Origin of the sequence: Duganella sp. Root1480D1 (assembly GCF_001427305.1) — a bacterium.
Lineage (GTDB): Bacteria > Pseudomonadota > Gammaproteobacteria > Burkholderiales > Burkholderiaceae_D > Rugamonas.
Map to the genome: position 1 here is coordinate 618,533 of NZ_LMFZ01000001.1, position 12,507 is coordinate 631,039.

Below are 12,507 nucleotides of genomic sequence, written 5' to 3' on the forward strand. Positions count from 1 at the left end.
AAATCCCCTGGTTTTTGTTAGCTGTGCCCGTGCCGCTTTCGATAGCCTTCCATGAAGCGCGCGATACGGCCGAATGCATCTTCCATGTCATCCGAATTCGGCAGGAACACCACACGGAAGTGGTCCGGGCTATGCCAGTTGAAGCCCGTGCCCTGCACGATAAGAACTTTGGTTTCTTCCAGCAGTTCGTAGGCGAATTGCTGGTCGTCCGCGATCGGGTAGATCTTCGGATCGAGGCGGGGGAACATATACAGTGCAGCTTTTGGCTTGACCACGCTGACGCCCGGAATCTCGGACAGCAGCTTGTATGCCAGGTCGCGTTGCTTGAGCAGGCGCCCGCCGGGCGCCACCAGGTCGTTGATGCTCTGGTAGCCGCCGAGCGCAGTCTGGATCGCAAACTGCCCCGGCGCGTTGGCGCAAAGGCGCATCGAAGCCAGCATGTTCAGGCCCCAGATGTAATCCTTCGCATATTTCTTGTTTTCGCCCGACAGCACCATCCAGCCGGCGCGGTAGCCGCAGGAGCGGTAGCTCTTGGACAGGCCGTTGAAGGTCACGCAGAACACGTCGTCGCACAGCGCGGCAATCGAGGTGTGGGTAACGCCGTCGTACAGCACCTTGTCGTAGATTTCGTCGGCGTAGATGATCAGCTGGTGCTGGCGCGCCAGTTCGATAATCTGCAGCAGCACTTGGTCAGGGTATAGCGCGCCGGTCGGGTTGTTCGGGTTGATGACCACGATCGCCTTGGTGTTGGGCGTGATCTTCCTGCGCATGTCGTCGATGTCCGGGAACCAGTCCTGCTGCTCGTCGCAGACATAATGCACCGGCTTGCCGCCGGACAGGCTGACCGCGGCGGTCCACAGCGGATAATCCGGCGCCGGCACCAGTACTTCGTCGCCGTTGTTCAGCAGCGCGTTCATGGACATCACGATCAGTTCCGAAGCGCCATTGCCCAGGTAGATGTCGTCCATGGTGACGTTGGCAACCTTCTTCTGCTGGGTATAGTGCATCACCGCCTTGCGCGGCGCGAACAGGCCCTTGGAATCGGTATAACCGGCCGCATTCGGCAGGTTGACGATCATGTCGTGGACAATTTCGTCAGGCGGATCGAAGCCGAACGGCTGCATATTGCCGATGTTCAGCTTGATGATCTTGTGGCCCTCTTCTTCCATCAGTCGGGCCTTCTCCGGCACAGGGCCGCGGATCTCGTAACAAATCTCGTTAAGCTTGTTGGATTTCTGAACCGGACGCAAAATCAATCCCTTAGGTATAAATGCTGCATTGCGAAAAGACCCATTCTGCCGAATTAAATTGGTTTAATCAACCATCGATATGCGCAAAACGTTACAATAAGATCTCTATTGTATTTAAATATAGCGCTTAGTACGTTTTCCTTATGAAGCTCCATTCCTCTACCACTGGCCAATACCAGACCGTTTCCGGCTACTTCGAAGGTGGCGTCGAGATCAATGGCAAACCTTTCGACTACAGCCTGCTGGTGCTGCCGGAAAGCGCCCCGCGCCCCTGGCCAGTGGCAAAGTTCGAAGAACTGACAGTCGAACATTTCGAACAACTGCTGGCCGAACAGCCGGATGTGGTCATCCTCGGCACCGGCGAGCGCCAACGTTTCGTCCATCCGCGCCTGGCCGCGCCGCTGACGGGCAAGCAGATCGGCGTTGAATGCATGGACACCAATGCCGCCTGCCGCACCTACAACATCCTGATGGGCGAAGGCCGCAAAGCCCTGCTGGCATTGATCATTGAAAAATAGCACTTTGCCCCCAACTAAACGCGCATGAGCCAAACCATCCCCGACTTCAGCGCCGCCATGACCAGCGGCCAGACCTTCCAGCTTGCGGGCCGCCCCGCCAAATCGACGGTGCTGTTCTTCTACCCCAAGGACAACACTCCGGGCTGCACCACCGAGAACATGGCCTTCCGCGACCTGCACGAGCAGTTCACCGCCGCTGGTGCTGAAATTTATGGCATCAGCCGCGACTCGCTGCGCTCGCACGAGAACTTCAAGGCGAAACTGGGCCTGCCGTTCGAACTGATCTCCGATCCGGACGAAGCGGTGTGCCTGGCCTTCAATGTCATGAAGATGAAAAAAATGTACGGTAAAGATGTACGCGGCGTTGAACGCAGCACGTTTGTGATTGACGCAAAAGGCCGATTGGTGAAAGAATGGAGAGGCGTGAAAGTACCAGGTCACGTCGATGAAGTGCTGGAATTCGTGGCAAACCTGGGCTGATGGCAAGGCCCTCGCTGCGAATGTGTTAGCTCAACGGGAGCTTTACATTTGAACGTGTCAGCCAGATTTTGAGTCGAGTAAGTCCTTCCACCCACTGTCCCCGGTGGCTTGCCCACCGGCTTTCGGGCGACGCAGACGCCCGCCAGGCATCCTTTAGTTTTTCCGATTCACCCCACAGTACGTCCATGCCGGGCTTTCGCCCTCGCGTGGGCGCATCTTTTTTAGATTGAGATCCTGATGCCACTGCCAAAACTGCCTAGCAAGCCAGCGACCCTGCTGCTGGCTAAAGACTACCCGAAGGCTAGCGGAGCAAATCCGGTTCCCTTCCCTACTGAAGAAAAGGCAGCACCCGCGCCGAAGAAAGCGGCGCCCAAGACTGCTGCCAAAGCAGTGAAAGAACCAGTTGCCAAAAAGACCGCAGCCAAGAAGACGCCTGCACTGAAGGCCGTCAAGCTGCCGGACGACGTGCCGGCGCCACCGCGCACCAAGGCCGCGCCGCAAGCCCGCGCCAAGGTCACACCGATCAAGGCCGACGCACCGCACCCGGCCAAGCACAAGGCCCACGAAGTGGTGCTCAAGTCCGCCATCAGCCGCAAGGCCGACGTCTTGGGCAACGCCAAGCTGTTCGTGCTCGACACCAATGTGCTGATGCACGACCCGTCGTCGTTGTTCCGCTTTGAGGAACACGATGTCTTCCTGCCGATGATGACGCTGGAAGAATTGGACAACCACAAGAAGGGCATGACCGAAGTCGCCCGCAATGCGCGCCAGGTATCGCGTACCCTCGATGCCCTGATCAGCAACACCGACGACGACGATATGGAAACCGGCATCCCGCTGAACAAGCTGGGTAACAAGGATGCCAAGGGCCACCTGTACTTCCAGACCAAGGTGCAGGTAGCCGACCTGCCGGAAGGCCTGCCGCAAGGCAAGGCCGACAACCAGATCCTGGCCGTGGTGCGTTCGCTGGAAGCGGAGCAGCCTGGCCGCGCCGTGGTACTGGTGTCGAAAGACATCAATATGCGCATCAAGGCGCGCGCCCTGGGCCTGCCGGCGGAAGACTACTTCAACGACCATGTGCTGGAAGACACCGACCTGCTGTACTCGGGCATCGTCCAGCTGCCGGACGACTTCTGGAACAAGCATGGCAAGGACATGGAGTCCTGGCAGGAGAACAAGCACGGCCAGTCAAGTACCTTCTACCGCGTGACCGGCCCCTTAATCCCTTCCCTGCTGGTGAACCAGTTCGTGTTCCTGGAGCCGAACAACGGCGAGTCGCCGTTCTACGCGCAAGTGAAGCAGATCAACGGCAAGACCGCCGTGCTGCAAACCCTGCGCGACTACTCGCACAACAAGAACAGCGTGTGGGGCGTGACTGCCCGCAACCGCGAGCAGAACTTCGCGCTGAACCTGTTGATGAACCCTGAGTGCGACTTTATCACCCTGCTGGGCCAGGCCGGTACCGGCAAGACCCTGCTTGCGCTGGCCGCCGGCCTGGCGCAGGTGCTGGAGACCAAGCTGTATAACGAGATCATCGTCACCCGCGTCACGGTGCCGGTGGGCGAAGATATCGGCTTCCTGCCGGGTACCGAGGAAGAGAAGATGGGGCCTTGGATGGGCGCCTTCGACGACAACCTGGAAGTGCTGAACAAGTCCGACGGCGAAGGCGGCGAATGGGGCCGTGCGGCGACGCAGGACCTGATCCGCTCGCGCATCAAGATCAAGTCGCTGAACTTCATGCGCGGCCGCACCTTCGTCAACAAGTTCCTCATCATCGACGAAGCGCAGAACCTGACGCCGAAACAGATGAAGACCCTGGTGACGCGCGCCGGCCCTGGCACCAAGATCCTGTGCCTGGGTAATATCGCGCAGATCGACACGCCTTACCTGACCGAAGGCTCGTCCGGCCTGACCTACGTGGTCGACCGCTTCAAGGGCTGGGCGCACAGCGGCCACGTAACACTGGCACGCGGCGAACGTTCCCGCCTGGCGGACCACGCCAGCGACGTGTTGTGATTACATACCGATCAGCAGCCTCAAGCCCCGCCTCGTGCGGGGCTTTTTTTTGTTGGCGGCCGCCAGCTGCCGATCATGCCCGGCGTGCTATCGGGTGGTCGGGATTCAGTTGCAGCAAGTCCCACAGGTTGCCATACAGGTCAGCGAACACGGCAACCATGCCGTAGTCCTGCTGCTTGGGTTCGCGCACGATCCGCACGCCTTTCGCTTTCAGGCGCTCGAAGTCGCGCCAGAAATCATCCGTGTTCAGGAACAGGAACACCCTGCCGCCGGCCTGGTTGCCGACAAAGGCGTCCTGCTCCGGCCTGGAGGCGCGCGCCAGCAGGATTGTGGTGCCGCTGCCGCCTGGCGGCGCCACCACCACCCAGCGCTTGTCCTGCTCCGGCTGGTAGCTGTCATCCAGCAGTTCAAAGCCAAGCGTGTCGACGTAGAAATCGATCGCCTCGTCATAGTCGCGCACGACCAGGGCAATATGGACGATGGTTTGTTTCATGTCAGGCTCGCCTTTCTACGAAATCCTGCACCGCGTGAAAAATCCTGCCAACATCTGCCGCGTACAGGCGCGATGCGTTCCAGCAGTTGTATTCGATGATGCGGATCCCGTCCGGGGTCTCCGCCAGGTCCATCGTGAACACGGCGTGGGGATGGTACATCTGTGCGAATTCGTTTGCAGCAGCGAGAATCGCGCCGGGAATATTCGCATTGAAGTTCGCCTTTCCCGCAAAGCGGTACATCGAACCCGTCACGACCTCGCCCTGCACCACGAAAAAGCGATACTCCGCGATGATCGCCTTGCACGAAGCGACGACAGCCGTTTCATCGTGCCAGTTGCGGGCCTGCGGCTGCCTGGCGATGAACGCTTCAATCGTCTCGCCGGCGGCCAGAATCCCCGCATCAAAAGCTTTTTCGTCCTTGCTTGGCTTGATGAACTTGTCGCGCTCGAATGCCAGCGTCAAATTGCCCGCGATCGGATACATCGTTGCATCGCTGTTCAACAACGGCAGGCCTAGCCCGGCGTAGTAAGCCTGGTCGAATTTCTGCTCATCGTAAAAGACCCCTTTCCGGAGTTGCTCCAGGTATCGCGCTCCGTGCCTCGCCTGGTCGGCGGAAACCTGCCCTGCCAACTCGGCAAGGTCCGTGGCAGCTTTCAACAGGGTGTGCAGCCGGGTGCCGCCGCGCACGATGAACTTTTCATCCGGATCCGCCAGGATATGTTCAAGATTCAGGACCTTGGCCGACGACGGCAGGATGCCGAAACCTGCATAGGCAAATCCGAACCGTTCCAGGGCCGCGATCGCATCCTCCCGGTTTGCCATCGAAAAGCCCTCTTTCTGCACCAGCCATTTGATCTTGCCGATCATTGCTTGCGGACCCTTCGCCAAACCTTGCGCAGCACCAGGCCAAGTAGGAACAGGATCAGTGCCCATGGCAGGAGGTAGGCTGTGCCGGTGATTGCAGTGGCGATGCCTTCCGACAGGTTGCTGCCGAAGTCGCCCAGCGAGCGTTTGACCGGCGACCAGAAGCCGCGTTGGGTGCGGGGCTGGATCGAGATGTTCAGCAGGTCCATATTGACCCGCTCCATCAGGCGCGCTTCGACGCCGGTTGCGGATTCCAGTTCGCTTTGCACCGTCGCCAGTTCCTGCGACAGCTTGATCAGGGCTTCAGCGTTATTGCCAGCCTTGCTCTCCAGCGCCAGCAGCTTCTCACGATAGGAGCGCAGCATGTCGAGGCGCTTGGCATTGTCGCGGATCGGGCCTTCGAGATCTTCCGCGGACGTGTTACGGGACGCCAGCTCACCACCCGTTGCGGCCAGCGAGATCAGCGCTTCGATGCCTGGGCGCTTGACCCGGACGCGGATATGGGCACTCGATTCACGGCCGCCTTCCACTCCCGATGCCAACAAGGTGCACTGGTTCGCCACGTCGGCCTGGCACGCTGCGACCAGCTTGTCGAGAAGCGGCTTGACGCCGCCTTCCGGCGAATCGACGGTGACCGAATGTTCATAGGCCAGATATTTGCCGCGTTGCGCGTTGGCTTCCTGCGCTCCCGGTTCTGCCATGCGCGCCTCAGCCACCGCCGCTGCCGATCCTGGCTGCGGGGCATACTTGGCGGAACAGCCCTGCAGCAAAAGCAGCGCCAGCACGCTTGACTTTACAATGGTGGGAAGGATTAAAGTACGTTTACCCATATGACGAAAGGAACTCCAAATGTATGAACTGACTGTAGAAAACATGACTTGCGGCCATTGCGTCTCTGCGGTAACCCAAGCCGTGCACGCCGTTGACCCGGCAGCCTTTGTCGAGGTAGACCTGAAGGGCCGGCACGTCAAGGTCAACTCGACTGCTGCGCTGGAGCCGATCAAGGCTGCCATCGTGGACGCCGGCTACCCGGTCACTCGCGCGTCGGCCTGAGCCGCACGCCCTGCTCCAGTTCCGGGTAATGCCGGAACACGTCGTCCTCGTTATTGGCGAGGCGGCGCTTTGAAGCCAGGTAGGCGGCGATCCTTGGACGTGCCGCCACGCGGCCTGCCATCCGCTGCAGGCCGGGCCAGCGGCCTTCGTAGGCGGCCATTGCTTTCGGGAAGCCATAGCGCAAGCCATCCAGCAGCTGGAACAGCGAGAGGTCGACATAGGTGAGCCGCGAACCGACGGTCCAGCCGCCGCGCGACTGGTTGGCCCGCAGCACGCTCTCGAAATAGTCCAGGTATTTCGGAATGCGTTCGGTCGCGAAGTCGCGCGCCCGCGCCTTCGATTCACGCGCCTGCTCCTCGTAGTACATATTGACCGAAATCGGATGGTGCGTGTCATGTGCTTCGCCGACGATGTCGGCAATGGTCAATTGCAGCTGGTTGCACCACAACCGCCCCGCTTCAGAACGCGGCGCCAGCTTATGCCTGGCGCCAAGGAACATCAGGATATTGGCGGTCTGCCCGATCATCAGTTCGCCGGCCTGCAGAATTGGCGGGGCGAACGACGCGCGCGGGTCGCTGCCGCCGGCGATCAGCTCGGTCATCGCTTTCAAGCCGCCCTTGCCGCGCGCCACATCAACGTAAGGCACATCTGCCTCCTCGAGCGCCAGCCGCACGAATTCTCCCCGGCCCTGAATCGTCGGCCAGTAGTAAAGCTTGTAAGGCTCCATCATTGCACCTCCTGTGCCAGCAGCCAGTCCTCGACAGCGCGCACTTCTTCGCGCGGATTGTCGCCCTCCGGCCGTACAACATAAAAATCGAATCCGCCGAGCACCGGGCCAACCGGCGCTTCCAGCAGTCCCATGCCGATCTCTTCGCGCACCAGCGGCAAGGCGGTCAGCACCACGCCCTGCCCTGCAATTGCCGCCTGCACCGCATGCGACTCTTCCGAAAAACGAGCGCCGGTGGTGACATCGAGCGCCACGCCTGCCGCCTTCGCCCATTTTTCCCAGGTCAACGCACCCTTGAAGCCGCGCTGCCAGTCAAAATGGATCAGCGGATGCCGCGCCACGTCGCTCGCCTTGCGCAGCTTCAGGCGCGGACTTGCGACCGGCGCAAAGCCAGCCTGCATCAGCCGTTGTGCGTGCAGGCCTGCGAAGTTGCCGCCACCGCCACGCACTGCCAGGTCCGCCGCACCACCGGCCAGGTCGACCGGCTGGTTGCTGGCCTGGAGATTGAGGGCAATGCCGGGATGGGCGGCGTTGAAGGACGCCAGCCGCGGCACCAGCCAGCGCGCGGCGAAGGACGGTGTGGTGGACAAGGTGACTGTGCGGCGCTGCTCGCGCCGCAGCCGTTCGACGCCGGCAGCGATGGCATCGAGGCCGTTGCCGGTTGCCTGCAGCAGGATGCGGCCTTCCGGGGTCAGCTCGACGGCGCGGGTCTTGCGCAGGAATAGCGGCACTTCCAGCGCCTCCTCCAGCGCACGCACCTGATGGCTGATCGAGGTGGCGCTGACCGACAGCTCCTCGGCTGCGCGCTTGAAGCTTTGCAACCGCGCGGCTGCTTCGAAGCTGCGCAGGGCGGACAGGGATGGGAGGCGGCGTTTCATGTTGTTGACTATACATGAATTCAGTTCATCCATCCGCTGAGAATTGATCGTTTGTCAGAGCCTGCCGGTGCGCGCACAGTATGGCCATTGCAACCAGACGGAGAAACCCATGACCACCACTATCCTGCAGATTGATTCGAGCGCCCGGCCGGGGCGCTCCGGCGCGCAGCCGCATGGCTCGCATACGCGCCGCCTGACTGCACGCTTCATCGAGCGCTACCGGCAGCTCGATAGCGCAACAGAAGTCATCTATCGCGATGTTGGCGCGGAGCCGCCGTCGCCGGTGTCCGGCGCCTGGGTGCATGCCGCGTTTACCCCGCCTGCCGCGCGCGAGCCGTGGATGAAGGAAGCGTTGGCACAAAGCGATGCGCTGATCGATGAACTGCTGGCGGCCGATATCATCGTTGCCGGCGTGCCGATGTATAACTTTGGCCCGCCAGCGCAGTTCAAGGCCTGGCTGGATAACATCGTGCGTGTCGGGCGCACATTCGGCTTCGACCGTTCGCGCACCGGCGAGCCGTACTGGCCATTGCTGGCCGGCGCCGGCAAGCAGCTCGTGATCCTGTCCTCGCGCGGGGACTTCGGCTACGGCCCGGGCCAGCGCCTGGAAGGCATCAACCATGTCGAAGGCTCGGTGCGCAGCGTCTTCCGCTACCTCGGCGTGACCGAGGCCAGCGGCGCTGCCATCGAGTATGACGAATTCGGCGACGAGCGGCTGCTGCGCTCCATCGACGATGCCGAAAGCGCCACCGACCGCCTCGCGGAGGCCATCTCCGTCGCGCGCACCACGGCCGGCCGCCGCGCCGCCTGAGCGCCGGCAAGACTCGGGCAGCTTGGCTATAATGGCCTGATGCCCGAACTCCACACCATCTTACTGCTCGCCGCAGCAGGACTTTTCGCCGGCACGCAGAATGCGTTGGCCGGCGGCGGTTCCTTCATTACCTTCCCTGCCCTGCTGCTGGCCGGGCTCAATCCCGTTGCTGCGAACATGACTTCCACGGTCGCCATGTTCCCCAGCCAGGCCACTTCTGCGGTCGCCGGACGCAAGTTCGCTGAGGGCGTCAGCGGCCTGACTTTCCCGCAGCTTTTCACGATCAGCATTATTGGCGGCATTTTCGGCGCCATCCTGCTGTGGATTACGCCCCCGACTTTCTTCGCCAGGCTGGTGCCCTGGCTGGTGCTGTTCGCCACCACCATGTTCGCCTGGGGCGCCTTCCGCCGCCAGCCGATGCAGGCCGCTTCCAGCATGCCGAAGTGGATGCTGGCCGTGGTCCAGTCCTGCATTTCGATCTACGGCGGCTACTTCGGCGGCGGCATCGGCTTCCTGATGCTGGCCGCGCTGACCATCGCCGGCCAGCAAATCCGCGCCGCAACGGCCACCAAGAACATGCTGGCCATGGCGATGAACGCCTCCGCCACCCTGATCTTCGCTTTCTCCGGCATGATCAGCTGGGCCGCCGCCCTGGCCTTATGCGCGGGGGGGATTGCGGGTGGTCTTCTGGGTTCGTGGCTGATCTATCGCCTGCCCCCGCAACTGATGCGCATCTTTGTGGTGCTCGTGGGCGCAGTGCTCACCGTGTACATGTTCCTGCGCTGAGCCCAGCGATTGCAGGATCGGACAATCCGGACGGTCGTCGCCGTGGCAGGTTTTCGCCAGGCTGGCCAGCGTGTCGCGCATCTCGGTCAATTCCACGATGCGCTGGTTCAGCTCATCGACATGGCTCATCGCGATCGTCTTCACATCCGAACTGGCGCGGCCGGTATCCTGCCATAGCGACAACAGGTCGCCGATCTGCTCCAGCGAGAAGCCCAGGTTGCGGGCACGCTTGATGAAGCGCAGCGTGTGCAGGTCGTTCTCGCCGTAGATGCGATAGCCGCTGTCGGTGCGCGCGGTTTCGCGCACCAGGCCAATGCTTTCGTAGTAGCGGATCATTTTGGCGCTGACGCCGGATGCGGCAGCGGCTTGTCCGATATTCATTGCTTTACTCCTTCGAAGGCTGCCAGCGGCGCAGCAGCAAGGCGTTGCTGATCACGCTGACCGAACTGAACGCCATCGCAGCGCCTGCCAGCAGAGGATTCAGCATGCCCAGCGCCGCCAGCGGAATCCCTGCCACATTGTAGATGAAGGCCCAGAACAGGTTCTGGCGGATCTTGCTGAAGGTGCGGTGCGAGATGTCGATCGCATCGGCCACCAGCAGCGGCTCGCCGCGCATCAGCGTGATGCCCGCTGCATTCATCGCCACGTCGGTGCCGGTGGCCATGGCAATGCCCACATGCGCCGCCGCCAGCGCCGGCGCATCGTTGATGCCATCGCCGACCATGGCGACGCGCTTGCCCTCGGCCTTCAGCCTGGCGATGACGGTGGTCTTATCCGCCGGCAGCAGGTTGGCCTCCACGCTGCCGATACCCAGTGCCTGCGCCACCGCTTGCGCGCTGCCCTGGTTGTCGCCGGTCAGCATGACGGTGGCGATGCCGCGGGCGTGCAGGCGTTCGACCGCAGCGCGGGCATGCTGCTTGGGCTGGTCGGCGAAGGCCAGCAAGCCAAGCGACTGCATGCTGCCGGCGTCGGCCAGCCAGGAAATCGTGTGGCCGGAGGCTTCCAGTTCAGAGGCGCATTGCTGCAGGGGCGCCAGGGCCACGCCACGCTCCGCCATCAGGCGCCCGCTGCCCAGCAACAGTTGCAGGCCATCGACCGTCGCCGCCAGGCCACGGCCTGCCAGCGTCGTCACGGCACTCGCGGCCAGCGGCACCGATGCGCCAGCCGCCGCGACGCCGGCGGCGGCTTCCGCATCCAGCACCGCCCGGGCCAGCGAGTGCTCGCTGCCGCGCTGGATGGCTGCCGCAAGTTGCAGCGCGCGCGCGGCCGGCACACCGTGCGGCAGCAATTGCGCCAGCACCGGCTTGCCTTGCGTGAGCGTGCCCGTTTTGTCGAACACCACCGTATCGACCTGGCGCGCCATTTCCAGCGCTTCGGCATCCTTGATCAAGATCCCGTGCCGCGCCGCGACACCGGTGCCAGCCATGATCGCAGCGGGCGTGGCAAGGCCCAGCGCACATGGGCAGGCAATTACCATCACGACCACTGCATTGATCACTGCCTGTTCCACGTCGCCGCTCGCCAGCCACCAGCCGGCAAGCGTCAGCGCCGCAATCACCAGCACCACCGGCACAAACACGGCCGCCACGTTATCGACCAGCTTCTGCACCGGCGCCTTGGCCGACTGCGCGTCTTCCACCAGGCGGATGATGCGCGACAGCATGGTCTCGGCCCCGGTGGCGCTGGTGCGCACCAGCAGCAAGCCTTCGCCATTGATCGCACCACCGGTCACGCGATCGCCCACATGCTTGGCAACCGGCAGGCTCTCGCCGGTGATCAGCGACTCGTCGACGTGGCTGGCGCCATCCACCACTTCGCCATCCACGGCCACCCGTTCGCCGGCGCGGACCACCACGATGTCGCCCACCTGCACCTGGTCGATCGGCAGGTCGGCATCCGGCTCGCCCTCGCGCCGTACACGTGCAGTCACTGGCCGCAAATCCTGCAGCGCGCGGATGGCGGAAGCAGTCTGCCGCTTGGCGCGCGCCTCCAGCCATTTGCCCAGCAAGACCAAGGTCAGCACCACCGCCGATGCCTCGAAATACAGGTGCGCCATGCCTTGCGACGGCGCCAGCGCCAGGTAGACGCTCAAGCCATACGCTGCCGAAGTGCCCAGCGCCACCAGCAAATCCATATTGCCGGCGCGCGCTTTCAGCGCCTTCCAGCCGGCACGATAGAAACGCGCCCCGAACACGAACTGCACCGGCGTCGCCAGCAGCCATTGCAGCCACGCCGGCATCATCAGGTGCACGCCGAACCACTCGGCCACCATCGGCACCACCAGCGGCAGCGACAACGCGGCGGACAGGATTACGGCCAGCCCTTCGGGAATGCGCGGCGCGGAGTCGGCTGCCGGCGCTGCCAGCTCGCTGGCGGCATAGCCCGCCTTGCCGATCGCCTGCTGCAGGGCGGCAAAGGCCACCGGCGCATCGGAATCGACCCTTGCAGTCTCGGTGGCCAGGTTGACGGCGGCATGTGCCACACCCGGCACGGTCGCCAACGCCTTTTCGACGCGGCGCACGCAGGATGCGCAACTCATGCCTTCAATACGGACGGTTTGCTGGAACTGACTCATGGGATACTCCTCGCCTATGCTCTGGCGGCCAGTATCAAGTATCCCATGATGGGAA

At 62.6% G+C, this 12,507-nt stretch carries 13 protein-coding genes and 1 pseudogene; 6 read left to right on the forward strand and 8 right to left on the reverse strand.

The window, feature by feature from the left end; translation table 11 throughout:
• Positions 1-17: 17 nt before the first annotated feature.
• Positions 18-1,250 carry a pyridoxal phosphate-dependent aminotransferase gene (locus tag ASD58_RS03135; RefSeq protein WP_057259717.1) on the reverse strand — a complete coding sequence of 411 codons (1,233 nt, stop codon included), beginning with the start codon at positions 1,248-1,250 and terminating at the stop codon, positions 18-20.
• A 143-nt stretch (positions 1,251-1,393) separates the two neighbouring features.
• On the opposite strand from ASD58_RS03135, the gene ASD58_RS03140 reads away from it, so the two are divergent.
• From ASD58_RS03140 to ASD58_RS03150, 3 genes are all read left to right on the forward strand, one after another.
• On the forward strand, positions 1,394-1,768 hold the full coding sequence (locus ASD58_RS03140) for an Mth938-like domain-containing protein (RefSeq protein WP_057259616.1): 375 nt from the start codon (positions 1,394-1,396) through the stop codon (positions 1,766-1,768).
• 24 nt (positions 1,769-1,792) lie between these two features.
• Positions 1,793-2,248, forward strand: coding sequence for a peroxiredoxin (locus tag ASD58_RS03145; RefSeq protein ID WP_057259617.1), 456 nt, complete (start codon positions 1,793-1,795; stop codon positions 2,246-2,248).
• A gap of 237 nt (positions 2,249-2,485) precedes the next feature.
• Positions 2,486-4,264 carry a PhoH family protein gene (locus ASD58_RS03150; protein ID WP_057259618.1) on the forward strand — a complete coding sequence of 593 codons (1,779 nt, stop codon included), beginning with the start codon at positions 2,486-2,488 and terminating at the stop codon, positions 4,262-4,264.
• A gap of 73 nt (positions 4,265-4,337) precedes the next feature.
• Here the strand turns inward: ASD58_RS03150 and ASD58_RS03155 are convergent, their stop codons facing one another.
• Genes ASD58_RS03155 through ASD58_RS03165 form a run of 3 tightly spaced genes read right to left on the reverse strand, consistent with a single transcriptional unit; the run spans position 4,338 to position 6,407 of the window.
• Entirely contained in the window at positions 4,338-4,757 is a 420-nt protein-coding gene (locus tag ASD58_RS03155; protein ID WP_057259619.1) for a VOC family protein, read from the reverse strand.
• A gap of 1 nt (position 4,758) precedes the next feature.
• Positions 4,759-5,625, reverse strand: coding sequence for an ATP-grasp domain-containing protein (locus tag ASD58_RS03160; RefSeq protein WP_057259620.1), 867 nt, complete (start codon positions 5,623-5,625; stop codon positions 4,759-4,761).
• On the reverse strand, positions 5,622-6,407 hold the full coding sequence (locus ASD58_RS03165; RefSeq protein ID WP_229209875.1) for a DUF4349 domain-containing protein: 786 nt from the start codon (positions 6,405-6,407) through the stop codon (positions 5,622-5,624). The genes ASD58_RS03160 and ASD58_RS03165 overlap by 4 nt, the downstream gene beginning before the upstream one ends.
• Before the next feature lie 64 nt (positions 6,408-6,471).
• Between ASD58_RS03165 and ASD58_RS03170 the strand changes: the two genes are divergently transcribed.
• Positions 6,472-6,675 carry a heavy-metal-associated domain-containing protein gene (locus ASD58_RS03170; protein ID WP_057259622.1) on the forward strand — a complete coding sequence of 68 codons (204 nt, stop codon included), beginning with the start codon at positions 6,472-6,474 and terminating at the stop codon, positions 6,673-6,675.
• Here the strand turns inward: ASD58_RS03170 and ASD58_RS03175 are convergent.
• Together ASD58_RS03175 and ASD58_RS03180 are read right to left on the reverse strand one after the other, a co-directional pair.
• On the reverse strand, positions 6,656-7,405 hold the full coding sequence (locus ASD58_RS03175; protein WP_057259623.1) for a glutathione S-transferase: 750 nt from the start codon (positions 7,403-7,405) through the stop codon (positions 6,656-6,658). The two genes, ASD58_RS03170 and ASD58_RS03175, sit on opposite strands and share 20 nt — an antisense overlap.
• Positions 7,402-8,280 (reverse strand): LysR substrate-binding domain-containing protein, encoded by an 879-nt coding sequence (locus tag ASD58_RS03180; protein ID WP_156401127.1) that lies wholly within the window; start codon positions 8,278-8,280, stop codon positions 7,402-7,404. Before ASD58_RS03180 ends, ASD58_RS03175 begins: the two co-directional genes overlap by 4 nt.
• Positions 8,281-8,389: 109 nt before the next feature.
• Between ASD58_RS03180 and ASD58_RS03185 the strand changes: the two genes are divergently transcribed.
• Together ASD58_RS03185 and ASD58_RS32060 are read left to right on the forward strand one after the other, a co-directional pair.
• Positions 8,390-9,091 (forward strand): FMN-dependent NADH-azoreductase, encoded by a 702-nt coding sequence (locus ASD58_RS03185; RefSeq protein ID WP_057259625.1) that lies wholly within the window; start codon positions 8,390-8,392, stop codon positions 9,089-9,091.
• Positions 9,092-9,130: 39 nt separating this feature from the next.
• Positions 9,131-9,877, forward strand: coding sequence for a sulfite exporter TauE/SafE family protein (locus tag ASD58_RS32060; protein WP_057259626.1), 747 nt, complete (start codon positions 9,131-9,133; stop codon positions 9,875-9,877).
• On the opposite strand, the pseudogene cueR reads toward ASD58_RS32060, so the two are convergent.
• Positions 9,875-10,258 (reverse strand): annotated as a pseudogene (gene cueR / locus ASD58_RS03195) (Cu(I)-responsive transcriptional regulator); the annotation flags it as partial. The gene ASD58_RS32060 and the pseudogene cueR overlap by 3 nt on opposite strands.
• A 4-nt stretch (positions 10,259-10,262) precedes the next feature.
• A complete protein-coding gene (locus ASD58_RS03200; protein ID WP_082565180.1) occupies positions 10,263-12,452 on the reverse strand; it encodes a cation-translocating P-type ATPase in 2,190 nt (729 codons plus the stop codon).
• Between the last annotated feature and the right edge of the window lie 55 nt (positions 12,453-12,507).